Origin of the sequence: Mycobacterium colombiense (assembly GCF_001953985.1) — a bacterium.
Taxonomy (GTDB): Bacteria; Actinomycetota; Actinomycetes; order Mycobacteriales; family Mycobacteriaceae; genus Mycobacterium; species Mycobacterium colombiense_B.
Map to the genome: position 1 here is coordinate 231,342 of NZ_MBEI01000051.1, position 26,482 is coordinate 257,823.

General features: G+C 67.5%; 24 protein-coding genes and 1 tRNA gene. 10 read left to right on the forward strand and 15 right to left on the reverse strand.

The genetic code is table 11. The annotated features are described in order from the left end of the window. The first annotated feature begins 159 nt into the window (after positions 1 to 159). Together A5732_RS13890 and A5732_RS13895 are read left to right on the forward strand one after the other, a co-directional pair. Positions 160 to 603, forward strand: a complete 444-nt coding sequence (locus tag A5732_RS13890; protein WP_064952727.1) for a Zn-ribbon domain-containing OB-fold protein — start codon at positions 160 to 162, stop codon at positions 601 to 603. Beyond that, positions 600 to 1,802, forward strand: a complete 1,203-nt coding sequence (locus A5732_RS13895; RefSeq protein WP_064952728.1) for a lipid-transfer protein — start codon at positions 600 to 602, stop codon at positions 1,800 to 1,802. The genes A5732_RS13890 and A5732_RS13895 overlap by 4 nt, the downstream gene beginning before the upstream one ends. A 103-nt stretch (positions 1,803 to 1,905) precedes the next feature. Here the strand turns inward: A5732_RS13895 and A5732_RS13900 are convergent, their stop codons facing one another. Then, positions 1,906 to 2,523 carry an ANTAR domain-containing response regulator gene (locus tag A5732_RS13900; protein WP_064952729.1) on the reverse strand — a complete coding sequence of 206 codons (618 nt, stop codon included), beginning with the start codon at positions 2,521 to 2,523 and terminating at the stop codon, positions 1,906 to 1,908. A 112-nt stretch (positions 2,524 to 2,635) separates the two neighbouring features. Between A5732_RS13900 and A5732_RS13905 the strand changes: the two genes are divergently transcribed. The 7 genes from A5732_RS13905 (at position 2,636) to cydC (ending at position 11,355) form a co-directional block, all read left to right on the forward strand. Beyond that, a tRNA-Leu gene (locus A5732_RS13905) sits at positions 2,636 to 2,712 on the forward strand. A 720-nt stretch (positions 2,713 to 3,432) separates the two neighbouring features. Further along, on the forward strand, positions 3,433 to 4,764 hold the full coding sequence (locus A5732_RS13915) for an adenylate/guanylate cyclase domain-containing protein (RefSeq protein ID WP_076055148.1): 1,332 nt from the start codon (positions 3,433 to 3,435) through the stop codon (positions 4,762 to 4,764). A 27-nt stretch (positions 4,765 to 4,791) separates the two neighbouring features. Next, positions 4,792 to 5,397: an HdeD family acid-resistance protein gene (locus A5732_RS13920; RefSeq protein WP_372236953.1), complete on the forward strand. Its 606-nt coding sequence runs from the start codon at positions 4,792 to 4,794 to the stop codon at positions 5,395 to 5,397. Between the two features lie 88 nt (positions 5,398 to 5,485). Beyond that, a complete protein-coding gene (locus tag A5732_RS13925) occupies positions 5,486 to 6,958 on the forward strand; it encodes a cytochrome ubiquinol oxidase subunit I (protein WP_076102497.1) in 1,473 nt (490 codons plus the stop codon). A gap of 35 nt (positions 6,959 to 6,993) precedes the next feature. After that, positions 6,994 to 8,034: a cytochrome d ubiquinol oxidase subunit II gene (cydB, locus tag A5732_RS13930; protein ID WP_076055150.1), complete on the forward strand. Its 1,041-nt coding sequence runs from the start codon at positions 6,994 to 6,996 to the stop codon at positions 8,032 to 8,034. 62 nt (positions 8,035 to 8,096) lie between these two features. After that, a complete protein-coding gene (gene cydD, locus A5732_RS13935) occupies positions 8,097 to 9,707 on the forward strand; it encodes a thiol reductant ABC exporter subunit CydD (protein WP_076102498.1) in 1,611 nt (536 codons plus the stop codon). Next, on the forward strand, positions 9,694 to 11,355 hold the full coding sequence (cydC, locus tag A5732_RS13940) for a thiol reductant ABC exporter subunit CydC (RefSeq protein ID WP_076102499.1): 1,662 nt from the start codon (positions 9,694 to 9,696) through the stop codon (positions 11,353 to 11,355). The genes cydD and cydC overlap by 14 nt, the downstream gene beginning before the upstream one ends. On the opposite strand, the gene A5732_RS13945 is transcribed toward cydC, so the two are convergent. The 11 genes from A5732_RS13945 to A5732_RS13995 form a co-directional block, all read right to left on the reverse strand. After that, on the reverse strand, positions 11,317 to 12,060 hold the full coding sequence (locus A5732_RS13945) for a maleylpyruvate isomerase N-terminal domain-containing protein (protein WP_076102500.1): 744 nt from the start codon (positions 12,058 to 12,060) through the stop codon (positions 11,317 to 11,319). The two genes, cydC and A5732_RS13945, sit on opposite strands and share 39 nt — an antisense overlap. A gap of 132 nt (positions 12,061 to 12,192) precedes the next feature. Then, positions 12,193 to 13,593 (reverse strand): bifunctional lysylphosphatidylglycerol flippase/synthetase MprF, encoded by a 1,401-nt coding sequence (locus tag A5732_RS13950; RefSeq protein ID WP_076102557.1) that lies wholly within the window; start codon positions 13,591 to 13,593, stop codon positions 12,193 to 12,195. A 144-nt stretch (positions 13,594 to 13,737) separates the two neighbouring features. Further along, complete coding sequence (locus tag A5732_RS13955) at positions 13,738 to 14,586, reverse strand: acyl-CoA thioesterase II (RefSeq protein WP_139334753.1); 849 nt, start codon at positions 14,584 to 14,586, stop codon at positions 13,738 to 13,740. A gap of 92 nt (positions 14,587 to 14,678) precedes the next feature. After that, entirely contained in the window at positions 14,679 to 16,097 is a 1,419-nt protein-coding gene (gene pyk / locus A5732_RS13960; RefSeq protein WP_064952736.1) for a pyruvate kinase, read from the reverse strand. Positions 16,098 to 16,163: 66 nt separating this feature from the next. Next, the gene (locus A5732_RS13965) at positions 16,164 to 16,517 is read right to left on the reverse strand and encodes a DUF2752 domain-containing protein (protein WP_170880115.1); all 354 of its coding nucleotides are present in this window, start codon (positions 16,515 to 16,517) and stop codon (positions 16,164 to 16,166) included. Between the two features lie 141 nt (positions 16,518 to 16,658). Beyond that, complete coding sequence (locus A5732_RS13970) at positions 16,659 to 18,356, reverse strand: prolipoprotein diacylglyceryl transferase (protein WP_076102501.1); 1,698 nt, start codon at positions 18,354 to 18,356, stop codon at positions 16,659 to 16,661. Next, positions 18,353 to 19,168 carry a tryptophan synthase subunit alpha gene (gene trpA, locus A5732_RS13975; RefSeq protein WP_076055162.1) on the reverse strand — a complete coding sequence of 272 codons (816 nt, stop codon included), beginning with the start codon at positions 19,166 to 19,168 and terminating at the stop codon, positions 18,353 to 18,355. Before trpA ends, A5732_RS13970 begins: the two co-directional genes overlap by 4 nt. After that, positions 19,165 to 20,427 (reverse strand): tryptophan synthase subunit beta, encoded by a 1,263-nt coding sequence (trpB, locus tag A5732_RS13980; protein WP_216351582.1) that lies wholly within the window; start codon positions 20,425 to 20,427, stop codon positions 19,165 to 19,167. Before trpB ends, trpA begins: the two co-directional genes overlap by 4 nt. A 69-nt stretch (positions 20,428 to 20,496) precedes the next feature. After that, positions 20,497 to 21,315 (reverse strand): indole-3-glycerol phosphate synthase TrpC, encoded by an 819-nt coding sequence (gene trpC, locus A5732_RS13985; protein ID WP_007776189.1) that lies wholly within the window; start codon positions 21,313 to 21,315, stop codon positions 20,497 to 20,499. A gap of 112 nt (positions 21,316 to 21,427) precedes the next feature. Then, positions 21,428 to 22,114 carry a TIGR02234 family membrane protein gene (locus A5732_RS13990; RefSeq protein WP_076102503.1) on the reverse strand — a complete coding sequence of 229 codons (687 nt, stop codon included), beginning with the start codon at positions 22,112 to 22,114 and terminating at the stop codon, positions 21,428 to 21,430. Next, positions 22,107 to 23,645: an anthranilate synthase component I gene (locus A5732_RS13995; protein ID WP_076102504.1), complete on the reverse strand. Its 1,539-nt coding sequence runs from the start codon at positions 23,643 to 23,645 to the stop codon at positions 22,107 to 22,109. The genes A5732_RS13990 and A5732_RS13995 overlap by 8 nt, the downstream gene beginning before the upstream one ends. Positions 23,646 to 23,717: 72 nt before the next feature. Here A5732_RS13995 and A5732_RS14000 point away from each other — a divergent pair, with 72 nt between their 5' ends. Next, positions 23,718 to 24,176 (forward strand): peroxiredoxin, encoded by a 459-nt coding sequence (locus A5732_RS14000; RefSeq protein ID WP_065052469.1) that lies wholly within the window; start codon positions 23,718 to 23,720, stop codon positions 24,174 to 24,176. Positions 24,177 to 24,179: 3 nt separating this feature from the next. Here the strand turns inward: A5732_RS14000 and A5732_RS14005 are convergent, their stop codons facing one another. The 3 genes from A5732_RS14005 to hisF form a co-directional block, all read right to left on the reverse strand. Beyond that, on the reverse strand, positions 24,180 to 25,271 hold the full coding sequence (locus A5732_RS14005) for a calcium:proton antiporter (RefSeq protein WP_065052465.1): 1,092 nt from the start codon (positions 25,269 to 25,271) through the stop codon (positions 24,180 to 24,182). Positions 25,272 to 25,348: 77 nt separating this feature from the next. Further along, the gene (gene hisI / locus A5732_RS14010) at positions 25,349 to 25,696 is read right to left on the reverse strand and encodes a phosphoribosyl-AMP cyclohydrolase (protein ID WP_064952742.1); all 348 of its coding nucleotides are present in this window, start codon (positions 25,694 to 25,696) and stop codon (positions 25,349 to 25,351) included. Beyond that, a complete protein-coding gene (gene hisF / locus A5732_RS14015) occupies positions 25,693 to 26,481 on the reverse strand; it encodes an imidazole glycerol phosphate synthase subunit HisF (RefSeq protein WP_076102505.1) in 789 nt (262 codons plus the stop codon). Before hisF ends, hisI begins: the two co-directional genes overlap by 4 nt. Between the last annotated feature and the right edge of the window lies 1 nt (position 26,482).

Consider the following 26,482-nt stretch of genomic DNA (forward strand, 5'->3'; position numbering starts at 1 on the left):
CGGCGTGGTTTCTTCCTCGCTGGCCTTCGTTGCGGTTTTCGTGGCGGGCACGGCTCTCACTCTAAGCACCCGGTGTGACGGGCTGGGCGCCCCGACCGATGCCACCAGGAGAACTGCAACACGTTTCAGTTTTGCGTTTGGGCTGGGTAGTCTGGCCCAGTGCCAGAGGTCACCAGTCAAGAACCCGCGATCGACGGGTGGTTCGCCACCGATGACGCCGGAAATCCCCATCTGATCGGCAGCAAGTGCCCCGAGTGCGGCACCTACGTCTTCCCGCCGCGGGAGAACAATTGCCCCAACCCGGCGTGCGCCAGCGACGCCCTAGAGTCCGTCGCTTTGTCGACCCGGGGAACGCTGTGGAGCTATACCGAGAACCGGTATCCACCCCCCGCACCCTACCCGGCGGCGGACCCGTTCGAGCCGTTCGCCATCGCCGCGGTGGAGCTGGCCGACGAGGGCATCATCGTGCTCGGCAAGGTGGTCGAGGGCACGCTGGCCGCCGACCTGAAGGTCGGCATCGAGATGGAGCTGGCCACCATGACCCTATTCACCGACGCCGACGGCGTCGAACGTCTCGTGCACGCGTGGAAGGTGGCCTCATGAGCGCTCCGGAACCGCTCTACATCCTCGGCGCCGGCATGCACCCGTGGGGCAAATGGGGCCGCGACTTCACCGAATACGGCGTGGTCGCCGCGCGCGCCGCGTTGGCCGAGGCAGGCCTGGACTGGCAGCAGATCCAGCTGGTCGCCGGTGCCGACACGATCCGCAACGGCTACCCGGGCTTCATCGCGGGGTCGACGTTCGCGCAGAAGCTCGGCTGGAACGGCGTGCCGGTCAGCTCCAGCTACGCGGCCTGCGCCAGCGGTTCGCAGGCGCTGCAGAGCGCCCGCGCCCACATCCTGGCCGGGTTCTGCGACGTCGCGCTGGTCATCGGGGCGGACACCACCCCCAAGGGGGCGTTCGCCCCGGTCGGCGGCGAGCGCAAGAACGACCCCGACTGGCAGCGCTTCCACCTCATCGGTGCGATGAACCCCGTGTACTTCGCGCTGCTGGCACGGCGCCGGATGGACCTCTACGGCGCGACGTCCGAGGACTTCGCCGCGGTGAAGGTGAAGAACTCCCAGCACGGCCTGCAGAACCCGAATGCCCGCTACCGCAAGGAATCCTCGGTCGAGGACGTGCTGGCGAGTCCGGTGGTCTCCGACCCGCTGCGGCAGCTCGACATCTGCGCCACCTCCGACGGCGCCGCGGCGCTGATCGTGGCCAGCGCCGAGTTCGCCCGCAAGCACCTCGGCTCGCTCGAGGGCGTGCCGTCGGTACGCGCGGTCAGCACGGTCACGCCGCGCTACCCGCAGCACCTGCCCGAATTGCCGGACATCGCAACGGATTCCACCGCCGTCGTGGCCGCACCGGAGCGGGTGTTCAAGGATCAGATCCTCGATGCGGCCTACGCCGAGGCGGGCATCGGGCCCGAGGACGTGAGCCTGGCCGAGGTCTACGACCTGTCCACCGCGCTGGAACTCGACTGGTACGAGCACCTGGGGCTGTGCGCCAAGGGCGAAGCGGAGGAGCTGCTGCGCAGCGGTGCCACCACCATCGGCGGCCGGGTCCCGGTCAACCCGTCGGGCGGGCTGGCGTGCTTCGGCGAGGCGATCCCCGCCCAGGCGATCGCTCAGGTCTGCGAGCTGACCTGGCAGCTGCGTGGCCAGGCCACCGGCCGGCAGGTGGAGAACGCCACCGTCGGGGTGACCGCCAACCAGGGGCTGTTCGGCCACGGCTCGTCGGTGATCGTCGCGCGCTAGGGCCTACGGCCGCTGGTGTTGTGCGACCACGGCTTTCAGTGTGCACTCACGGCGCTGCCGTCGGCGTGTCGTCATCGCACACTCGATGCCGTGGCGTTGAGCCCTAGGCGTCTTTGGACGGATCCAGGGTCTCCAGGACGACTTCGGCCACCCGCTTCATCGTGGTCCTGCGGTCCATGGCGGCCCGTTGGATCCACTTGAAGGCCTCGGGCTCGGTCATGCCCTGTTCGCTCTGCAGCAGCCCTTTCGCACGCTCCACGAGCTTGCGGGTCTCCAGCCGGTCGGACAGCGAGGCCACCTCGCGTTCCAGCTCGGCGATCTCGCTGAAGCGGCTGACGGCCAACTCGATGGCCGGGATGAGGTCGCTGATGGTGAACGGCTTCACCAGATAGGCCATCGCCCCGGCGTCGCGCGCCCGCTCGACCAAGTCGCGTTGGCTGAAGGCGGTCAGCACCACGATCGGGGCGATGCGCTTGCTGGCTATCTCCGAGGCCGCGTCGATGCCGTCGCGGCGAGGCATCTTCACGTCCATGATCACCAGGTCCGGCTGATGGCGCTCGGCCAATTCGACGGCTTCCTGTCCGTCGCCGGCCTCCCCGACGATCTCGTAACCCTCCTCTCGGAGCATCTCGGCGAGATCCATGCGGATGAGCGCTTCGTCTTCAGCGATCAGGACCCGGCGCGGCACAGCGGCGTCGGTGTCGGTCGTGGGGCCTGTCATGACGCATATTGTGTCGTGCACGCCGCAGACCAGCGACCTCGGGGGCGGTGAGGCAGTTGAGCACTCCTGATCCTCTATGGTGGGAGGCTGCCTCTAAGGTAGGAGGCCGCGCGCCCTCGTATCCCAACTGGCAGAGGAAACGGATTCAAAACCCGTACAGTGTGAGTTCGAATCTCACCGAGGGCACCATAGAGGCCGCGGCCGGGCGGGTACCAGGACCACTTTCCGGTACCGAAGTGGCGCCTCCGCGGCCCTAATCAAACCAGTCATTCTGTTATTCAGCGGAATACCTTCCAAGGGTATGGTTTCTGGCCAATTAATAAACTCCACGCAATTACGAAAAGACGTTGCATTTGCAAGGTCGCAATGAATTCATATTCTTTTTTCGCCCGCGCGGCCACGCGCCGAAATGCATCCAGCAACAGCTTCGGTCGCGTGAGCCAATGCCCGGGAATCCCGTGCGGACCGGACCGTTCGGGTGGGCCTCACCCCTCGCCGAGGCCCACCGGCCGGTTCAGTCGCCGAAGGATCGGGTGATGCAGACCTGGTCTGACGCAGAGACATTCAGCCCCGTCGCGTCGTTGCCGATGGAGTCGCCGGCGACCCGGAGGAGCCAACTCGGCTCGCTGCAGGCGGCACTACAGCCGTCCATGAGCACAGCGGTGAGAGCAAGGATTGACGCAAGAACGAATCTCTTGAGACCCGTCATCAGGCACCCCTTAGTCGAGGCGAACACGTGTCTAACAGCCCTGCCGAACACGTGTTAAATAACCATAACGATCCATTCGCAAACCCGATTACAACCCGATAACAAAGTTGTTATCAGACTCGGAAACTTACGGAAGCGAAAACGGCAATATTCATCCGGCAGCCGACAACATTCGCTGCTCAGCGGTTAGGCTTACACCCGTGGCGGCCAAGAAGTGTGGTGCCCCACCAACACGCCTAGACGGCTCCTCCGAGCGCCCGGACTGCGTGGCCGCGGTGCGGGCCCAGTCATGCGACCGCAATCAGCATTACGCCGACAGCGCCGCACGCGAGTATCGAGTGCTCACGATCGCGGCCTGGCTGGCGGTGGCAGTCTGCACCACTTTCGTCGTACTTCAGGTCGTCACCGGCGCCTGGATCTGGCAGATGCTGCTGCTCAACGTCGTCTCGGCCGCGATCTTCGCGTGTGTGCCATGGCTGCACCGCTTCGGTGATCTCGTTGCACCGCTGACGTTTATCGGCGCCGCCTACGTCACGGTCTTCGCCACCTGCTGGGACTCGGGAACGGCCTCGGGCGCCCAGTTCTTCTTGGTGGTGGGCGCCTGCCTGGTGGTGCTGGTGCTGGGGCTTGATCACATCGTGTTGGCGGGAGGCTTAGCGGCGATCGCCGCGGGCCTGATCATCGCCCTGGAATTCCTGGTTCCCCGCGATACCGGGCTGGTGCCGGCGTGGGCGCAGTCCATGATGTTCGTCGTCACCATCATCTCCGCGTGCGTCATGGTGTTCATCACGGTGTGGTACGCCTTGCGTGATACCCAGCGCGCCGAGACGGTGATGGAATCCGAATATCAGCGGTCGGAGGCGCTGCTGGCCAACATGCTGCCGGGCAGCATCGCCGAGCGTCTCAAAAGCGCCGACCGGAACGTCATCGCCGACAAGTACGACGAGGCCTCCGTCCTGTTCGCCGACATCGTCAGCTTCACCGAACGCGCCAGCAGCACCACCCCGGCCGACCTGGTGCGGTTCCTCGACCGGCTGTACGGCGCCTTCGACGAGTTGGTGGAAAGACACGGCCTGGAGAAGATCAAGGTCAGCGGCGACTCCTACATGGTGGTCAGCGGTGTGCCGCGCGCCCGGCCGGACCACGCCTTCGCCCTGGCCGCTTTGGCGCTCGACATGGCCAATGTTGCTGCCGCACTGAAGGATCCACACGGCCAGGCCATCCCGTTGCGGATGGGCATGGCCTGCGGGCCCGTCGTGGCCGGCGTCGTGGGTTCGCGCCGGTTCTTCTACGACGTGTGGGGTGACGCCGTCAACGTCGCGTCGCGGATGGAGTCCACCGATTCGGTGGGCCGAATTCAGGTGCCCGAGGCGATGTATGAACGCCTCAAACACGACTTCGTTCTGCAGGAGCGCGGCCGGATCGAGATCAAAGGCAAGGGTGTTATGCGCACCTGGTATCTAATCGGCCGCAAGGCAGGCGAAGAACCCACCGACCTGCGTGCCGCAGATCCACGCACGGTCCACGTCTGACGAAAGTCCCTGTACCACGGCTCGCGTTTGTGCCAGACTGCGGCCATGACTATCTCCCCTGGCTCTCCTGGAACCCACCCCGTTCCAAGCCTGCTGCCGCATCTGTGGAAATCCGCTCTGCTGTCGGGAATTCTGTCTCTTGTCCTCGGTGTCCTGGTGCTGGCGTGGCCGGGAATTTCCATCCTGGTCGCCGCCGTCGCCTTCGGCGTTTATCTATTGATCACCGGCATCGCGCAGGTCGTCTTCGCGTTCTCGCTTCATGTCTCGGCGGGCAGCCGGGTCCTGCTGTTCATCAGTGGCGCAGCGTCGTTGATCCTCGCGCTGCTGGCGTTCCGTCATTTCGGTCAGGGATACGCAATCCTGCTGCTGGCCATCTGGATTGGCATCGGGTTCATCTTCCGCGGTGTCGCCACAACGATTTCGGCCGTCAGTGACCCGCACCTGCCGGGCCGGGGCTGGAACATCTTCGTCGGCGTGATCAGCCTGATCGCCGGCATCGTCGTGCTGGCGTCGCCGTTCCAATCCATCGTCACGTTGGCGATCGTGGTCGGCGCGTGGTTCGTGGTCATCGGCGTGTTCGAGATCATTTCGTCGTTCGGAATTCGCAAGGCCTCCAAAACCCCCGCCGCCTGACAAGGGCGCCGGTAGCGGAGGCGCCGACTCATCTACTACACTCTGTCGTAGCCGTTGATCGGCCCTCCGCAGTCTCGGGAGATGACAGATGAATGTCGTCGATATTTCGCGGTGGCAGTTCGGTATCACTACCGTCTACCACTTCATCTTCGTGCCGCTCACCATCGGGTTGGCGCCGCTGATCGCGATCATGCAGACGGTGTGGGTGGCGACCGGTAACACCGCCTGGTACCGACTGACCAAGTTCTTCGGCAAGCTGTTCCTGATCAACTTCGCCATCGGTGTGGCGACCGGAATCGTCCAAGAATTTCAGTTCGGGATGAACTGGTCGGAGTACTCGAAGTTCGTCGGCGACATCTTCGGTGCGCCACTGGCGATGGAGGGGTTGTTCGCCTTCTTCTTCGAGTCCACGTTCATCGGGTTGTGGATCTTCGGCTGGAGCCGGCTGCCGAAGCTGATACACCTGGCCTGCATCTGGATCGTCGCGTTCGGCGTCAACGCGTCGGCGTTCTTCATCATCGCGGCGAACTCGTTCATGCAGCACCCGGTCGGCGCGCACTACAACCCGGCGACGCGACGCGCCGAGCTGGACGACATCTTCGCCCTGCTGTCCAATAACACTGCCCAAGCGGCGTTTTCACACACCGTGACCGGGGCGCTCCTGGTTGCGGGCACCTTCGTCGCCGCGGTCAGTGCGTGGTGGATGGTGCGCTCAGGCAGGCAGGGGTCCACCACGCCCGAGGCGCAAACCGATGCCCGCACCATGTTTCGTCCGGCGGCCATCCTGGGCTGCGGGGTGGTGCTGCTCGCCACCGTCGGCCTGTTCTTCACCGGTGACCGGCAGGGCAAGCTGATGTTCGTCCAGCAGCCGATGAAGATGGCGTCGGCGGAAGGGTTGTGCCACACCCAGACCGACCCCGACTTCTCAGTGCTGACGATCGGAACGCACAACAATTGCGGCAGCGTCGCCGAGGTCATCAAGGTGCACTATGTGCTGCCGTTCCTGGCCGAGGGCAAGTTCAGCGGCGTGACGCTGCGCGGGGTGGACGAGTTGCAGCAGGAGTATCAGCAGCGCTTCGGACCCGACGACTACCGGCCGAACCTGTTCGTCACCTACTGGTCCTTCCGGGCCATGATCGGATTCCTGGCGATCCCGGTGTTGTTCGCCCTGACCGTGTTGTGGGTCACCCGCGGCGGGCGAACACCCCAGCGCCGCTGGATGTCCTGGTTCGCCCTGCTCACCATCCCCACGCCGTTTCTGGCCAACATCTCGGGGTGGGTGTTCACCGAGATGGGCCGCCAACCCTGGGTGGTGGCACCCAATCCCACTGGGGATCAATTGATTCGGATGACTGTCCGCGCAGGGGTGTCGCATCACGTGCCCGGCATGGTTATCACCTCGCTGGTGACCTTCACCCTCGTCTACGCGGTGCTCGCGGTCCTCTGGTTCTTCCTGCTCAAGCGGTACACCGTGGAAGGGCCGCTGGAACACGACGCGGAACCCGCTCCCCCACAAGCGCCCAGCGATGACGAGGTCGCACCTCTGTCCTTCGCGTACTGACGAGGGCTGACCCGACGCCGAAAGGAGTTGCGACGGTGGGACTGCAGGAAGTGTGGTTCGGCATCATCTTGGTGCTGTTCCTGGGTTTCTTCATCCTCGAGGGCTTCGACTTCGGCGTGGGCATGCTGATGGAGCCGTTCGCCCGCGTCGGGATCGGCGAACCCGAACCGCTGCGCCGCACGGCGCTCAACACCATCGGACCGGTGTGGGACGGCAACGAGGTCTGGCTGATCGTCGGCGGCGCGGCGATGTTCGCCGCGTTCCCCGCCTGGTACGCCACCGTGTTCTCCACGCTGTACCTGCCGCTGCTGGCGATACTTTTCGGCATGATCGTGCGCGCCGTGGCGATCGAGTGGCGCGGCAAGATCGATGACACCAAATGGCGCGGCTGGGCCGACGCCGCCATCGCGGCCGGATCCTGGCTGCCGGCCGTTTTGTGGGGCGTCGCGTTCGCCATCCTGGTGCGTGGGCTCCCGGTCGGGGCCGACGGACACATTCACCTCTCGATCACCGATGTGCTCAACGCCTACACGCTGCTGGGTGGCCTGGCCACCGCCGGACTGTTCTTGTTCTACGGAGCGACATTCGTCGCGTTGAAGACCTCCGGCGCCATCCGCGAGGACGCCTACCGGTTCGGCGTCTGGCTATCGCTTCCGGTCACCGGACTGGTTGCGGCATTTGGACTTTGGACGCAGCTGGCTCATGGCAAAGACTGGACCTGGCTGGTGCTGGCCGTGGCGGTGCTGGCGCAACTGGCGGCGGTGCTGCTGGTGTGGCGTCGCGCATCCGACGGCTGGGCGTTCACCTGCGTCGCGCTGGTGGTCGCGGCCGTCGTGATCCTGCTCTTCGGCTCGCTGTATCCGAACTTGGTGCCCTCGACGCTGAACAAGCAGTGGAGCCTGACCATCTACAACGCCTCCTCGACCCACTACACCCTCAAAGTCATGACGTGGGTGACGGCGTTCATGGCCCCGCTGACGGTCATCTACCAAGCCTGGTCGTATTGGATCTTCCGGCAACGGATCTCGGCCGACCGGATACCCGCGCCGGTCGGACTGGCAAGGCGCCCGTCCTGAGCGGTACGGACCGTACCAGCCGCGCGCCGCTAGACCCGAGACTGTGGCGAGCATCGGCGGCGGTGCGCCGCTACCTGGTCGCCGTGGTGGGCTGCGGCGTGGTGATCTCCGGCTGCGCGATCGGATCAGCAATCGTCTTGGCGCGTGTCGTCGCCCGCGTCGTCGGCGAGCCCGCCCGGGGCCTGCACGTCTGGCTGGGTCCGCTGTCAATTCTGTTGGCGCTCTGGGTGGTCCGCGCGGCGACGCATTGGCTTCAGGCCCGGCTGGGGCAGCGGGGAGCCAGCGCGGTCATCGCCGATCTGTCCGGCCAGGTGCTCGCCGCGGTGACCGCCAGGCAACCCAGCGAATTGGCGACGGAGCGCGACACCGCCGCGGTCGTCGTCACCCGCGGGCTCGATGGCTTGCGCCCCTACTTCACCGGCTACCTGCCGACGTTGATGCTCGCCGCGATCCTGACCCCGGCTACCGTCGCCGTGGTCGCGTCCTACGACCTGAAATCCGCGGTGGTCGTGGCGATCACGCTGCCCCTGATACCGATCTTCATGGTGCTGATCGGGCTGGCGACTGCCGACCGGTCGGCCGCGGCGCTGGCCGCGATGACCACGCTGCAGGCCCGGTTGCTGGACCTGATCGCCGGCATCCCCACCCTGCGCGCGCTGGGCCGCAGCTCGGGACCCGAACACCGCATCGCCGAACTGGCTGCGGCGCACCGCCGCTCGGCCATGGCGACGTTGCGGATCGCGTTTCTGTCGGCCCTGGTGCTGGAGCTGCTGGCCACGCTCGGGGTGGCGCTGATCGCCGTCGGAATAGGCCTTCGACTGGTGTTCGGCGAGATGACCCTGACCACGGGTTTGACCGTCCTGTTGCTGGCGCCGGACGTGTACTGGCCGCTGCGCCGCATCGGCGTGGAATTCCATGCCGCGCAAGACGGCAGGGCCGCTGCCGGCGCCGCGTTCGCCCTCATCGGCGAGCCGACCGCGTCGACGGCCGGGACTCAGACGGTCACCGGGCGCGGCGCGCGGATTCGCCTCGACCATCTGGCCGTGGACGGCCGCGACGGCCGGGCGCCGCACGATCTGAGCGCGGTCATCGAACCCGGCTCGGTGACCGTGCTGACCGGGCGCAACGGTGCCGGCAAGAGCACCACCCTGCAGGCAATCGCCGGCATCAGCGTGCCCTCGTCGGGCCGCGTCGTGGTGGACGGTGTCGACGTCGCCGACCTGGAGCCGGCCGGCTGGTGGGCGCAGCTGTCCTGGCTCCCCCAACGACCGGTGCTGGTGCCGGGCACCGTCGAGGACAACCTGAAGCTGCTCGGAGATCTTCACGACACCGAAAAGGCCTGTGCCGATTCCGGATTCGACGCAGTGCTGGCCGAGCTGCCAAACGGTGGCGGCACCCTGCTCGGGCGCGGCGGTGTCGGGCTGTCGTTGGGGCAGCGGCAACGGCTGGGTCTGGCCCGTGCGCTGGGCTCGACGGCCGCCGTGCTGTTGCTCGACGAACCGACCGCACACCTGGACGCGGCCACCGAGGACCGCGTCTTGCGGGCCATCGTCGAGCGGGCCCGGGCCGGTGCGACCGTGATCGTCGTCGGCCACCGTGCGCCGGTGGTGGCCATCGGCGACCGGGTCATCGAAGTCGTCGCCGACCAGGGGGTGCGTTATGCCCCGGCGTGATCCGCTCATGGACGCTTGGACACTGCTGCGCCCTCGGCTGCCCAGGGTCCTGGCGGCGATTGCGCTCGGGGTGCTCTCGCTGGGCAGTGCGCTGGCCCTGGCCGGTGTCTCGGCATGGCTGATCACGCGGGCCTGGCAGATGCCGCCTGTGCTGGACCTGTCGGTGGCGGCGGTCGCGGTTCGGATGTTCGCGATCTCGCGCGGCGTGTTGCACTACTGCGAGCGACTGGCCACCCACGACACGGCCTTGCGCGCGGCCGGCACCGCGCGGGTGGAGATTTACCGGCGGCTGGCGCGCGGACCGGCGGTGGCCGCCGTCCGGCTGCACAGCGGTGAGTTGGTGGCGCGGGTGGGCACTGACGTCGACGAGCTGGCCAACGTGGTGGTGCGCGCCCTGGTGCCGACCGGGGTCGCGGTGGTGCTGGCGCTGGCGGCAACCGCGGTCGTCGCGGCCATTTCGCCGGCGGCGGCCGTGGTGCTGGCCGTCTGCCTGCTGATCGCCGGCTTGGTCGCGCCCCGGATCGCCGGCCGGGCCGCTGCAGCCCAGGAAGATGTTGCGCGCCAGCATCATTCCGAACGCGACACGTCCGCGATGGTCGCCCTCGAGCATGCCCCTGAGCTTCGGGTCGCCGGCCTGCTACCCGATGTCATCGCCGAATCGCAACGCCGGCAACGCGCCTGGGGCGATGCCCTGGACGCCGCCGCGAAACCGGCGGCCATCGCCGAGGCGATGCCGACCGCGGCGATCGGGGCGAGCGTGCTGGGCGCGGTGGTGTGCGGGATCGGATTGGCGCACGCGGTCGCGCCCACCACGCTGGCCGTGCTGATGCTGCTGCCGCTGTCCGCCTTTGAGGCGATGACGCCGTTACCGGCCGCTGCGGTGCAATTGACGCGGTCGCGGATCGCCGCGCGCCGCCTGCTCGAACTGTCCCCGCCCGGGCCCGAGATCGCGACGGCGAGCGCGCCCACACCGGTCGGCACCGGACGGTTGTCGGCCGACGTGCGTTCCGGTCATGACGGCGCGGCACGCTCGACCCGGGTAGCGGTGGATCTGCCGCCGGGTGCGCGGCTGGCCGTCACCGGCGCCAGCGGTTCCGGCAAGACGACACTATTGATGACGCTCGCGGGGCTGCTGGCGCCCTTGGACGGGCGGGTGACGCTGGACGGTACCGCGGTGAACGAGTTCGGCGAGGCCGACTTGCGCAGCGCGATCGGGTTTTTCGCCGAGGACGCCCATATCTTCGCCACCACCATCCGCGACAACCTGTTGGTCGCCCGCGGAAACTGCCCCGACGACGAATTGACGGCAGCACTGGACGCGGTCGGCCTGAGCGCCTGGCTCGCCGGTCTGCCCGACGGCTTGTCCACGCTGCTCACCGGTGGGGCGCAAGCCCTTTCGGCCGGCCAGCGCCGACGGCTATTGCTGGCCCGGGCGATGATATCGCCCACGCGAATCGTGCTGCTCGACGAGCCCACCGAACACCTCGATGTCACCGACGCCGAACAGATTCTCCGCGACCTGTTGGCCCCGGATTCGCGGTTGATGTCCGCACAGCGGACGGTGGTGGTGGCGACTCACCACCTGCCCGAGGGGCTGGGCTGTCCGCAACTACGCGTGAATGACGAGGTGACGCAGGAGATCGTCTAGCGTCTGCACGCCGACGTTCGCGTCCCGCAGCCGCGGCGGTAGGCGTCCCCAGAGGACCAGGGGGAGCTCGTGGCGCTCGAGCTCGATCAACGCGCCGTCGCCGGCTGGACGCGCCGACCCGCCCGGCGTCACAACCACGTCGGGCCTTCCCGCGCACCGCAGCACGAGCGGCCGCGAAAGTACGTTGCCGTCACGCCAGCGCCGCGATTCCGTCATCGCGGGCAAGGCGTCGAACGCAGCGAGTGCGTGGGTGACCATCGCCGGGTCTGCGAGCAACCGGATGCTGGTGGCGTCGTCGCCCACCAGATCCCACCGATGCAACACCGCTTCGCTGTGGCTGTGCATGCGGAGGCGGTCGGCGGTCATCGTCCATCCGGTGTACACGATCGTGTCGCCATCGCCGAGTGCGGCGACCTTCGATTCGAAGCGAACAGCGTGTTCCAGCAGGCATTCTCGCAGCAGCTCATCGGGCATCGCCCGAAACGGCGGCTCCCGCACTTCCCACGAGCGTGTGGCCCGGGTCGGCTTGCCGGCCAGGTGTTCGTCGATGAGGTCGGCACGTTCCTGCGCGGCCGCCGTGACGTGCGCGGTGAGGTCGTGGGCGCTCCAGCCCGGGCACCAGGTTGGCGCGGTCGGGTGCAATCGGGACAGGCTCGAAACGAACGCGCACATGGCTTCGTCGCGCAAGCTCAGGGTTTGTGTCATGGCGCTGCGAACTCCCCGCCGATGCCCGTCCGTCGTTGTGTTCGGTCCCTACTAAACCGCCCGGCATCGACCGACGCTGGCCGTTTTTCGACACCACAGTCGGCCGTTGCCGGCAGTGAAGGTCGTGAGCGCTCAGAGGTGTCGCCGGCGCGGCATGAACTCCAGCGACAGCAGCACGAACAGTAGCGGGACGATCTGCGTCAGGGAGATCAGCGCGTAGCGCCGGGCGTCCAGCGCGTGCCACTTGCGCACATACCGGTACAACGACTCGAGGGCGATCAACGGATCGAGAATGTGGATCAACCGGTAGAAGACGCGCTGCGTCCAGCCGCGGTTCTTGTCGTCGAAAATCTCCGGGAACGCGGCGAAGGCAAGCGATACCCGCTGCGCGCCGGTCTCTTTGCCGGCCATGATCATGTCGACGCTCAGCCGCTCGTCGAGGCCGTTGGGTGCGCTGCGCCGGCGCCACGGCACGTCGAGGGTGATGTCGCGGCCCTCGCCGGCCGTGGCGTACCGGTGGAATGCCTGCACGGTGCCCCCTTTGTCCCGGGCGATGATGAGCTGAATTCCCGGGAAACGGCCCTCGAGCACCCCGTCGAGGTTCATGTGAAACCCGCGATCGGCGTGGGCCCCCTTTGACGACTCGCGCACCACCTCGGTCAGCTCGGCCAGCAGCTTGTCGTCGAGCTCCTGCTCCGACACGATTTCTGTTGTCACACCGCAATTGTGGGTGCGCTTCACCGCCTGACGCAGGTTGCGGAATTTGCGGCCCACCATGTCGAAGCCGGACACGTCGACCACCACATCGCGGCCAATCGGTATGGGCCGCAACGATTGTCCCAATACCGTCGAATCGGTCCACAGGCCCAGCCGCCGCTCGCCGCACCCCACCACGGCGATGCGCCATCCGTGGGCGTGGCAGGTGGCGACGAAATCCGCGACCAGTTCCGGGAAGTGGGCCTCGTCGCCGATCGGGTCACCGCTGACCACGGCGATTCCCATCCGCGTCCGGTAGGCCAGCGCCGCAGTGCCGTCGGCGGTGAAGTGATAGCTCTTGCCGGTCTGCATGGTGAACGGCGCGAGCGCATCGCCGCCGGTCGCGTTGACCAGCTTCCACACGCGCGGCAGGTCGCCGGGCCGCGGAAACGACGTCGTCGGCCACATCAACACCATGCCCGAGCTGGCGATCACCAGGTCACCGAGCAAATCGAAAGACAGCACGTGCAGGCAGAGCCCCGCCAGCACGAAAAAGGCGGCGGCAATGGCGTGCATTGTCGTCACAGGCCGACCGAGGAAGATGCCGCGAGCCATCCAGGCCACCGCCACCAGCACGGTCAGCGACCAGGCCAACCGGTCGGTGTAGTCCCAGCTCGGATGGCTATGGTGCCGAGCGAGGATCTCGATGAGCCAGCATGCCGCGCCGAACAGCGCCAACGCGCCGATCAAGCGGGCCGCGAGCGAATCGACCGACACGACAACGCGTTCGCGCGCGCGGGGTCTTGCTACCGTGACGTCCACCACTGGCCCGTTCACAATCACCTCCCGATGCGCTGACACCAGCTGGGCGGGTTGATTACCGCCTCTGCACCGAATACCCGACTAGGTCAAAGCTACGCCGGATCAGAACCGTTGAGGGCCCGAATTCGCGCGGAGATTCCGTAGCTATTAGGTCACGTTTTACCGGCCGGAAGATGGGAAGTATTTCAGCACGCCTTCTTGCACCACCGTGGCGAGCGGTTGCCCGGATCGGTCGAAGAAGTGCCCGGTGCCCAGTCCCCGCGAATCGGCCGCCACCGGCGACGATGTGGAGTACAACACCCAGTCGTTGAAGTTGACCTGCCGGTGAAACCAAATGGAATGATTGGCCGAGGCGGCAAATATGCGGTCGAATCCCCAGGAAAGCCCGTGCGTGGTGATAACCGAGTCCAACACCGTGGTGTCCGACGAATACACCATTGTTGCCGTGTGCAATACGGGGTCGTCGGGAACTTCTCCCAAAGCCTTGACCCAGACCCTGTTGTGCGGGAGCCGATCGCCCTTGGTGCGCATCACCCAGGCCGGGTCGTTGGTGTAGCGCCATTCGATGGGCTGCAGGGCGTTGACGAAGTGCGGAACGGTTTCTTCGTAGCCACGCAGGAGTTCACCGATCGTGGGCTGCGTGTGCGGCTCGGCCACCGCCGGCGGCTCGATGCCGTGTTCCAGGCCGCGGCCGCCGGCCATGTAGGAGACCAGGGCCGTGGACAGGAGCGTGCCATCTTGCATCGCATCGACGCGCCGATTGGCGAAGCGGCGCTCGTCGCGCAGCCGCGTCACGCGGAATTCGATGTCCTTGGCGGTGTCTCCCCCGTTGATGAAGTGCACGGAGAGCGCGCCCGGCGGCAGGTCGTCGCGAACCAGGCTGCGACTGCTCGCGACGAACGACTGCGACATGAGCTGACCGCCGAAGGTCCGCATGGGGTTCTTGCTGGGATGCGAGCCGATGAACAGGTCGTCGTCGGCGCGGTGGAGGTCGAGTGTCGCCAGCAGCTCCGCGAAGTCCGGATGGGTCTGTGTCGCGGCTTCGCCAACCGCATTCGGCTCTTGAGACTCACAGCCCGCCGGCACACGCTCTCCTCTAGTTAGACGTCGTCCTCCCCGATCCGGTGCACATGGATGAGGTTGGTTGACCCTACTGTGCCAGGCGGCGCGCCGGCGACGATGACCACCAGGTCGCCACGCTTGTAGCGACCGAGCTCCAGCAGCGACTTGTCTACCTGGCGGATCATGCCGTCCGTGGAGGTCATCATCGGGACGATGAACGTTTCGGTGCCCCAGGTCATGGCCAGCTGACTGCGCACCTCGGGCCAGGCGGTGAAGGCGAGCAGCGGCAGCGGGGTGTGCAGGCGCGCGAGGCGCTTGACGGTGTCGCCGGACTGGGTGAAAGCGACCAGCGCCTTGGCGTCGAGCCGCTCACCGATGTCGCGGGCCGCATACGAGATCACGCCGCGCTTGGTGCGCGGCACGTGTGTCAGCGGCGGCGCGGCCGTGGAGTTGTCCTCCACCGCGCAGATGATGCGCGCCATGGTCCGAACGGCCGCCATCGGATACTTCCCCACTGAGGTTTCGCCGGACAGCATCACCGCGTCGGCGCCGTCCAGGACGGCGTTGGCGACGTCGGAGGCCTCCGCCCGGGTCGGCCGTGAGCTCTCGATCATCGAATCGAGCATCTGGGTCGCCACGATCACGGGTTTCGCGTTCTCCCGGGCCATCTGGATGGCCCGCTTCTGCACCAGTGGGACCTCTTCCAGCGGAAGCTCGACGCCCAGGTCGCCGCGGGCCACCATGATCGCGTCGAAGGCCAGCACGATGGCCTCCAGATTGTCGACGGCCTCTGGCTTCTCCAGCTTCGCGATCACCGGCACCCGCCGGCCGACCCGGTCCATCACCTCGTGCACCAACTCGACGTCCGAGGGCGAACGCACGAACGAGAGCGCGACCAGGTCGACACCGAGCTCGAGCGCGAAGGTCAGGTCCTCGATGTCCTTCTCCGACAAGGCCGGTGCGGACACGTTCATGCCGGGCAGCGAGATGCCCTTGTTGTTGCTGACCGGCCCGCCCTCGACGACCGTGCAGATGACGTCGTCACCCTCGATGCCGTCGATCATCAGGCCGACCTTGCCGTCGTCGACCAGGATCCGGTCGCCGACGGCGGCGTCCTCGGCCAGCTTCTTGTAGGTGGTCGACACGCGGTCGTGGTCGCCCTCGCAGTCGGCGACAGTGATCCGCACCGTTTCGCCGTCGGCCCAGTACGTGGGCCCGGTGGCGAACCGCCCCAGCCTGATCTTGGGGCCCTGAAGGTCGGCGAGGACGCCGACGGCGCGGCCCGTGGCGTCGGAAGCGGACCTGACGCGCTCGTAGGCGGCTTTGTGATCGGAGTAGTCGCCGTGGCTGAAGTTCAGCCGCGCGACGTCCATTCCGGCCTCAACCAGGGCCAGGATCGACTCATCCGAATTGGTCGCAGGGCCAAGGGTGCAGACGATCTTCCCGCGTCTACTCACGCCGACCCAGCATAGTCGTGTGTAACCCGCGCGGACGCCACATCGGTGACGTCGCGGGGTGTGCTCTTACCCACCAAGAACGGTGGGAAACAACGGGAAGGCGGGCAGGTTACGCAGCACCGTCCACGCGACCGTCGCGACCACGATGGTCAGCAATGCGGCCCTGGACGGCACTCCCTTGCCGCGGATACGGCGCACCAGCAGCCATGCGGCCAGCAGCGGGATTCCTGCCAGCAGGAAGACGTTGTCGTGGATGGCGGCCGCCAGGTCGCCGTGCAACACGTCGTGCGTCATCCGCAGCCCGCCGCAAAACGGGCAATTCCAGCCGGTGAGCCATTTGAACGGACACGCCGGGTAGATCGAACTCGGGCTGTGTGGGTCCGCCAGCGCGACGTAGCCGAGCGCGCCGCCCAGCACCACGCCGGTCCCGGCCGCGATGGAGAGGCGATGGCGCCGCAGGCCGTGCGGGAGGGGTCTAGCCGCTGACCTCGCGTTGGTCACGCATTTCAGCATGCCAGATCCCTTGCGCCCCGCCAGGTGAAATCGGGGCCACGCCGGCGGTTAGCGGCCCGACAGCCGGTTCCTCAGTCGCGAGCCCCATCGCCGACGGGTTTCCGGCTGGGCTGGGCTCGTTGTGGCTTCGGGTTTCTCGGGTTCGGGTTTCTCGGGTTCGGGTGTTTCGGCGGCCGGCTCGTCTGCCGTTGCGGCTTCCGGCTCTTCGGCTTCGGGCTCTTCCGATTCCGCTTCCGGCTCTTCGGCTTCGGGCTCTTCGGCTTCGGTTTCGGGCTCCTCCGCTTCGGGCTGTTCGAGTTCCGCTTCGGGCTGTTCCGCCTCAGGCTCTTCTGCTTCGGGCTCCTCGGCTTCAGGCTCGACTGTTTCGGCTTCCGGCTCTTCTGCCGCAGGCTCTTCGGCTTCGGACCCTTCAGGCTCTTCGGCTTCCGGCTCCGCCGCTTCGGCTTCCGGCTCTTCGGTTTCGGCTTCCGGCTCCGCGGCTGCCGGCTCCGCCGCCTCGGCCTCAGGCTCTTCGGCTTCGGACTCTTCGGACTCTTCGGGCTCGGCCTCGGCTTCCGTCTCGTCGGATTCCGCCTCTGCCTCGGCCTTTTCGGGATCCTGGGGCTCCTCGGGCTCGGGCTCGTCGACCTCCGCCTCGTCGACCTCCGCCTCTTCGACTTCCGCCTCGCTCGGCTCCGCCTCGATTGCCTCCGTCGAGTCCGCCACCGGTTCTTCGGCTTCCGCATCGGCCGCGGCGGTTTCGTCAGCTTCCGCAGTCTCCAGCGACGACGTCGGCGCATCGGCTGCCGCGACGGCCCCCGCGCCCGCCGCGGCCGTCGCTGCGGCCACCGTCGCGGGCTCTTCCTCCGGTTCGGCTTCGGCCGCCTCCTCGTCGAGGTACTGCTTGCCGCGCAGGCTCTCGGGATCTTCGCGGCCCTTCGGCGCCGCCATCAGATACACCACGGCCCCGATGAACACGAAAGTCGATGTGAACGAGTTGATCCGGATGCCGGCGATGTGAGTGGCGGCGTCGTCGCGCAGCAACTCGACACAGAACCGCCCCACGCAATAGCCCGCCACGTAGAGAGCGAACAGCCGGCCGTGGCCCAACGTGAAGCGCCGATCCGCATAGATGAGCGCGACGAAAATCAGGACGTTCCAGATCAATTCGTAGAGAAACGTCGGCTGCACCACGAACGCGACTTGGCCCGTCGACACGCCATCCAGCGAATGCGGGTCGATGTATCCCGAGGGGTCTCGGCGGTAGAAGACCTCCAGGCCCCACGGCAGCGTGGTTTCGCGGCCATACAGCTCCTGATTGAAGTAATTGCCGAGCCGGCCGATGGCCTGCGCCAGAATGACTCCGGGGGCCAGCGCGTCGGCGAAGGCCGGAAGCGGAATCCCATGCCGGCGGCAGCCGATCCAGGCGCCGACGCCGCCGAGCGCCACCGCGCCCCAAATGCCCAAACCGCCGTCCCAGATCCGCACGGCCGCACCGAGTCCGGCGCCGCCGGGGCCCCAATAAGTCCGCCAGTCGGTGGCCAGGTGATACAGCCGGCCACCGATCAATCCGAACGGCACCGTCCACAGCGCGATGTCGTAGATCACGCCGCGCTCGCCGCCGCGGGCCTCCCAGCGCCGGTCACCGATCAGCAGTGCGGCCACGATGCCGGCGATGATGAACAGCGCATAGGCCCGGATGGGCACCGGGCCGAGGTGCCACACGCCCTGCGGGGGGCTCGGGAAATAGGCCAGCAGCTTCGTCACGAGGCAGCCGCCCTCTGACGAACACCGGCGGCGAGTTCCTCAGTCAGTGCACGCAATGCAGTCAACCCCCCGTCCCCCAGTGCCGACACCAGCGCGGACCCGACAATGACACCGTCGGCGTAGCTGCCGATCTGGGCGGCCTGCTCTCGCGACCGCACCCCCAGACCGACGCCGACGGGTATGTCGGATATCTCCTTGACCCTGCTCACCAACGCGGGCGCGGCGTTGGACACGACGTCGCGCGCCCCGGTCACGCCCATCGTCGAGGCCGCGTAGACGAATCCACGCGACGCGTCGACCGTCATCGCCAACCGCTGCGGCGTCGAGGACGGCGCCACCAGAAAGATCCGGTCCAACCGGTGTTCCTCGGAGGCAGCCAGCCACTGCCCGGCTTCGTCGGGGATGAGGTCCGGCGTGATCAAGCCGAACCCGCCCGCGGATGCCAGGTCACGGGCGAACGCGTCAACCCCGTAGCGCAACACCGGGTTCCAGTAGGTCATCACCACGGCGTGGCCACCGGCCGCGCTGATCGCCTCGACCGCGGCAAGGGTGTCGCGAACCCGCACTCCCCCATGCAGCGCGATCTCGGTGGCCTTGGCGATGGTCGGGCCGTCCATGCCGGGATCCGAATAGGGAACCCCGACTTCGATGATGTCGCAACCCGATTCGACCAGTGCCGTCATCCCCTTCACCGAGGTCGGCACGTCGGGGTAGCCGGTGGGCAGATAGCCGATCAGCGCCGCGCGATTGTCGGTTCGGCAGTCATCGAAGATCGACTCGAGCTTGCCCGCTTCGCTGTGTTTGACCGTCATCGATCGCTGGATCCCAACAGCCCGAACCACTTCGCGGCGGTCTCGACGTCCTTGTCGCCGCGCCCGGACAGGTTCACCACGATGATCGCGCCGCGCCCCAACTCGGGACCCAATTTCAGCGCACCCGCCACGGCGTGCGCGGATTCGATGGCCGGGATGATGCCCTCCGTGCGGCACAGGATGCGGAAGGCATCCATCGCCTCGGCGTCGGTGATCGGACGGTAATCTGCGCGGCCCGTCTCGCGCAGATACGCATGTTCTGGACCAACTCCCGGGTAGTCGAGACCCGCTGAGATGGAATGGGATTCGATGGTCTGCCCGTCCTCGTCCTGCAGCAGATACGAGAACGATCCCTGAAACGCGCCGGGAGAGCCGCCGCTGAAGGTCGCGGCGTGCCTTCCGGTTTCGACACCGTCGCCGGCCGCCTCGAACCCGACCAGCCGCACATTCGGATCGTCGATGAACGGGTGGAAGATCCCGATGGCGTTGGAGCCACCACCGATGCAGGCCACCACGGCGTCGGGCAACCGGCCCGCCTGGGCCTGGATCTGGGCGCGCGCCTCGAGGCCGATGATCCGCTGAAAGTCGCGCACCATGGCGGGAAAGGGATGCGGACCGGCCGCGGTGCCGAAGCAATAGAAGGTGTTGTCGGCGTTGGTAACCCAATCCCGGAACGCCTCGTTGATGGCGTCCTTGAGCGTCCTGGAACCGCTTTCCACCGAGACGACCGTCGCGCCCAGCAGGCGCATCCGCGCCACGTTGAGCGCCTGACGCTCGGTGTCCACCGCGCCCATGTAGATCACGCACTCCAGGCCGAGCAAGGCACACGCGGTTGCGGTCGCCACGCCGTGCTGACCGGCCCCGGTCTCGGCGATCACCCGCTTCTTGCCCATCCGCTGGGCCAGCAACGCCTGACCGAGCACGTTGTTGATCTTGTGAGAACCGGTGTGGTTCAGGTCTTCTCGCTTGAGGAAGATGCGTGCGCCGGCCTGCTCGGACAGCCGGGGGGCCTCGTACAGCGGCGACGGCCGGCCGGCATAGTTCGCCTGCAGGTAATCCAGCGTGTCGAGGAAATCCTGGTTGACACGTTCCTTCTCGTAGGCGGCGGTGACCTCTTCGATCACGGCCATCAACGCCTCGGCGACGTAGCGTCCGCCGTATACGCCGAAATGGCCACCCGCATCAGGTTCGTGGCGGGTGGGTTCGGCGATGGCTGCGCTCGCGAGCGGAAGGTCCGGGCGGGACAGGTCCACCATCACCAAGTCTCTACGCGGGGATGGCTCATGGGTTCAACGTTCCAGCGCTGGGGCTCTTCAGTGACGCAGTGACTAGCGAGCCGGTTTCGGACAGGACGGATGGGTGCCCGCGGTGACCAGGTCGGCAACCGCGGCGCGCGGGTCACCACTTTTGACCAGGCCTTCGCCGACCAGGACGGCGTCGGCACCCGCACCGGCGTACGCCAGCAGGTCTCCCGTACCGCGCACGCCCGATTCGGCGATCCTGATGACGTTGCTGGGCAACCCGGGAGCGATGCGTGCGAAGCAGTCCCGGTCCACCTCCAGTGTCGCCAGATCGCGGGCGTTGACACCGATTACGTTGGCCCCGGCCTTAAGCGCCCGGTCGGCTTCTTCCTCGGTGTGCACCTCGACGAGCGCCGTCATACCCAGCGATTCGGTGCGGTCCAGCATCGACACCAACGCCGACTGCTCCAGCGCCGCGACGATGAGCAGCAACATGTCGGCGCCGTGCGCGCGCGCCTCGTGGATCTGATAGGGCTGCACGACAAAGTCTTTGCGCAGAATCGGTATCGAGACGGCCGCGCGCACCGCGTCGAGGTCGTCGAGCGAGCCGTGGAAGCGGCGCTCCTCGGTCAGCACGCTGATGATGCGGGCGCCACCGTCTTCGTAGGCCCGGGCCAGTTTCGCCGGATCGGCAATGGTCGCCAGCGAACCGGCCGACGGGCTGGCGCGCTTGACTTCGGCGATGACGCCGATTCCGGGCTCGCGCAGCGCGGCCATCACGTCGCGTGGCGGCGGCGCGGCCGCTGCGGCGGCTTTGATCTCGGACAGGCTGATGAGCGCTTCGCGCGCGGCAACGTCGGCCCGGACTCCTTCGAGGATGGAGTCAAGCACGGTTGCCGGACTCATGCCTGTCGTTTCCCTTCGCCCTGTCGTCCGCTGTCATCCCACGGCCAGTTTGTTGTCCCGAGCCGATTGCGACGACGTGAATGAAGGGTAGCGGCCCGCGGCTTGCGGCCCGTCACCGACCCTCGGTGTCAGACTCGTTCGGCCGATCGGTTGGGTCGCGTCCCTCGTCAAGCGCGTCCCAGATCATCCGCTCCGACATTCCCGGCGTCTCCGCCTGCTCCAGCATCGCCCCGTCGGCCTCTTCCCGTCGCGCAATCGACCGGCGCGTCGCCGGTGCCGCGTACTTTATTGCGCTCGAGCGGGCCGACCCCGAGTCGGACGCGGAGCGCATGAGCAGGACGGCGGCGATCAGCGTGCACGCCGCGGCGGCCACCGTGACGCCCGCGCCCCAGTACCGCCGCTCGCTTCCCACCAGCGACATCACCGAGACGTGCGCCAGCTCGGCGCCGCGGACCGCCACGTCGGGCAGCGCCCACAGGCTGATCCCCAGGTAGCCCACCGCCAGGCTGACCACCGCCAGCAGGCCCGCCAGCGCGCGCAGCAGCCAACCCCGCACGGCGATGGCGGCGACGGCCGCGGCCAGCAGCAGCAACGCCAACGGCAGCAGGGCCGTCGACCACGCGCCGCCGGCCAAGGTCACCTGTTTGGGCGGCCCCAGCCCGTCGAACGACCGGATGACGACCCAAGGCAGGCGCGAGGCCACCCACAACGTCCCGGCGGCAATCACCAGCACTGCCTGGGCAATCCGGATCAGCCACCGGCTCTTCGGCCGGCCGGTGTCCGTTTCGGCCTCAGTCATCGCCGCTGGGGCCGGGTTCGGTCAGGGTCTCGGCGGCCGCGATCGCACTCAGCACCGCGCGGGCCTTGTTGGTCGCCTCGGTGTACTCGTAGGGCCCGTTGGAGTCCGCGACGACCCCACCACCGGATTGCACGTAGGCGGTGCCGTCGCGCATCAGGGCGGTGCGGATGGCGATCGCGAAGTCGGCATCGCCGGCGAAGTCCAGGTAGCCGACCACGCCGCCGTACAGGCCGCGGCGCGTCTTCTCCACCTCTTCGATGAGCTCCATGGCCCGGACCTTCGGCGCACCCGACAGCGTGCCGGCCGGGAAGCAGGCCGTCACCGCGTCCAGCGCGGTGCGACCCTCGTCGAGCGTGCCGGTCACCGTCGACACCAGGTGCATGACGTGGCTATAGCGCTCGATGTGGCTGTAGTCCTCGACGCGCACGGTGCCCGGCGCGCAGACCCGACCCAGATCGTTGCGGCCCAGGTCGACGAGCATCAGGTGCTCGGCGCGCTCCTTCTCGTCGGCCAACAGCTCCTTTTCCAGCAGCTGATCCTCTTCTTCGGTCTCCCCGCGCCACCGGGTGCCGGCGATCGGATGGGTGGTCGCGGTGCCGTCGGCGACGGTGACCAGCGCCTCCGGACTGGAGCCGACGATCGAAAAGTCAGTTCCGCCAGTGTCATTCGGCACCTGCAGCAGATACATGTAGGGGCTCGGGTTGGTGACCCGCAGCATCCGGTACACGTCGATCGGGTCGACGTGGGTGTCCATCTCGAACCGTTGCGAGGGCACCACCTGGAAGGCCTCACCCGCGGCGATCTGGTCGACCAGGTAGTCGACGATCTTCCCGTACTCCTCGACGCTGCGCTGCGCGCGGTAGCGCGGCTCGGGCCGCTCGAACGTGCCGACCGTGGACAGCAACGGCTGGCCCAGCGCCGCCGTCATCACGTCCAAGCGGGCGATCGCGTCGTCGTAGGCCTCGTCCACCCGCTCATCGGTCCCGTTCCAGTTCACGGCGTTGGCGATCAGCGTGATGGTGCCCTCGTGGTGGTCGACCGCCGCCACATCGGTGGCCAGCAGCAGCAACATGTCGGGAAGCTTCAGGTCGTCCACGGCCAGGTCGGGCAGCCGTTCCAGGCGCCGCACCATGTCGTAGGCGAAGAATCCGACCATGCCGCCCGACAGCGGTGGCAGCCCGGCGAGCGGGCGGGTGGCCAGCAGGTCCAAGGTGGCGCGGAGGGCCCGCAGCGGGTCGCCCCCGGTCGGTGCGTCCTGTGGCACCACGCCCAGCCAGACGGCCTCACCGTCGCGCACCGTCAGCGCCGACGGCGCTCCGGCGCCGATGAACGACCACCGCGACCAGGAACGGCCGTGCTCGGCCGACTCCAGCAGGAAGGTGCCCGGGCGGTTGGCGGCGAGTTTGCGGTAGGCCGACAGCGGCGTCTCGCCGTCGGCCAGCACCTTGCGGGTCACCGGAACCACGCGGTGCTCGGCTGCCAGCTGGCGGAAATCCTCTCGTGAGGTCGTCGCGGCGAGGTGGGCGTGCACCGATCCATCCTCCCAGACGGGTTGCTGTGCTTCGGGCCAGCCCGACGACGACGGCGGCGTAGCGTGTCCGCCATGAAACCTGGTGACACCGTCGCGGACTTCGAGTTACCCGATCAGACCGGGACGCCACGCAAGCTCAGCGAACTGCTCTCCGGCGGGCCGGTGGTGCTGTTCTTCTACCCGGCCGCGATGACGCCGGGCTGCACCAAGGAAGCGTGCCACTTCCGCGACCTGGCCTCCGAATTCGCCGCGGTGGGCGCCAACCGGGTGGGCATCAGCGCCGACGCCGTGCAGAAGCAGGCCAAATTCGCCGACCTGCAGAAGTTCGACTACCCGCTGCTATCGGACACCGACGGCACCGTCGCCACGCAGTTCGGCGTCAAGCGCGGCCTGCTAGGCAAGCTGATGCCGGTCAAGCGCACGACGTTCGTGATCGACACCGACCGCACGGTGCTCGACGTGATCTCCAGCGAGTTCAACATGGACAGCCACGCCGACAAGGCGCTGGCGACGCTGCGGGGCCGCGCATAGCGGTCAGGGGTTGATCGCCAAGAACACGTAGGCGGCCAGCAGCACCAGATGTACCTCGCCCTGCAGGCGGGTCGCCCGCCCGGGCACCACCGTCAGCATGCTGATCACGACCGTCAAGGCAAGCAACACCAGCTGGATGGCGCCCAGGCCGAGCACCAGCGGCCCCTTGAGCCAGATCGACGCCAGCGCGATCGTCGGGATGGTGAGCCCGATGCTGGCCATCGCCGAGCCGTACGCCAGGTTCAGGCTGATCTGGATGCGGCCTTTCCGCGCCGACCGAGCCGCCGCGAGCGTCTCGGGCAGCAGCACCAGCGCCGCGATGATCACGCCCACGAACGACTGCGGCAAGCCCGCCATCACCACCGCGTGTTCGACGGCCGGTGATTCCTCCTCGGCCAGGCCGACCACCGCCACCAGAGCGCAGAGCAGCAGCACCAGGCTGCTCAGCGCCTGCCGCCTGGTGGGTGGATCCGCGTGACTCTCGTCCTCGAACACGCGCTTTTGGCCCTTCTGCGCGATCGGCAGAAAGAAATCGCGGTGCCGCATGGTCTGGGTGAACACGAACAGCAGGTACACCAAGAGCGTGGCGATCGCGGCGAAGGCGAGCTGGCTGGGGGTGAACTCCCTGCCCGGGCGCCCGGTGGTGAAGGCGGGCAAAACCAGGCTCAACGTGGCCACCGTGGTGACCGAGGCCAGGGCGGCTCCAGCGCCTTCAGCGTTGAACAGGGTCACACCATAGCGTCGGGAGCCGAGCAGCAGCGATAACCCGGCGATCCCATTGGTGGTGATCATCAGCGCGGCGAACGCGGTGTCCCTGGCCAGCGTCGCGGCTTCGTTGCCGCCGGATGTCATCAGGGTGACGATCAGGGCCACCTCGATGATGGTGACCGCGGCCGCGAGTATCAGCGACCCGAAGGGCTCGCCGACCCGGTGTGCGACCACCTCCGCGTGATGCACCGCGGCGATCACGGCGCCGATGAGAAACAGCGCGGCCACCCCGACAAGAACCGGTCCCAGTTTCTCGCCCCAGATCACTGCCAGCACGACGACGGAAAGCACCGGCACAACGGCGTTCCACGACAACCAGTTCGACATTGACCGCCATTCTTGTCGAAGTCAGGCGTCCGTGCCTGTGGAAAGTGACCCTAGACACGCAATGCCGGGTTAGGCGGTCAGCGCTCCGGTGCCAGCAGTACGTCGGCGTCGAAGCAGCTGTGATCGCCGGTGTGGCAGGCGCCCCCGACCTGGTCGACCGTCAGCAGCACGGTGTCGCCGTCGCAATCCAGCCGCACCGAGTGCACGTATTGGGTGTGGCCGGACGTCGCCCCCTTGATCCACTGCTCACCGCGGGAGCGTGAATAGTAGGTCGCCTCACGGGTTTCCAGGGTCCGGGCCAGCGCCGCGTCGTCCATCCAGGCGACCATCAGCACGTCACCGCTGCCGCGCTCCTGCACGACAGCGGTGAACAGGCCGTCGGCGTTGCGCTTCAGCCGCGCGGCGATCTGCGGGTCGAGCGTCATCGCACGGTGATCCCTTCCGCGGCCATGGCGGCCTTCACCTGACCGATGGTCAACTCCCGGAAGTGAAACACGCTGGCCGCCAGCACCGCATCGGCGCCGGCCGCGATCGCGGGCGCGAAGTGTTCGGCCGCTCCGGCGCCGCCGCTGGCGATGACCGGTACGGTGACCGCCGACCGCACCGCCTGCAGCATCTCCAAGTCGAACCCGGCCTTGGTGCCGTCGGCGTCCATCGAGTTCAGCAGGATCTCCCCCACCCCCAGATCGGCTCCGCGCGAGGCCCACTCGACCGCGTCCAGCCCGGTGCCTTGGCGCCCGCCATGCGTGGTGACCTCCCAGCCCGACGGGGTCGGCACCGCGCCCGGCGGCACCGTGCGGGCATCGACGGACAACACGATGCACTGGGAGCCGAACTGCCGCGCCATCTCGGCCAGCAGCTCGGGCCGGGCGATCGCGGCGGTGTTGATGGACACCTTGTCCGCGCCCGCACGCAGCAAGACGTCGACGTCGGCCACGGTGCGCACCCCGCCGCCGACGGTCAGCGGAATGAAGACCTGCTCGGCCGTGCGGCGCACCACCTCGAGCATGGTGGCCCGTCCGGACGACGACGCGGTCACGTCGAGAAAGGTCAGCTCGTCGGCGCCTTCGGCGTCATAGGCGGCCGCGAGTTCCACGGGATCCCCCGCGTCCCGGAGGTTTTCGAAGTTGACGCCCTTGACCACCCGGCCGCCGTCGACGTCCAGGCATGGGATCACTCGCACCGCGAGGCCGTTCGGCTTCGGGGCCATC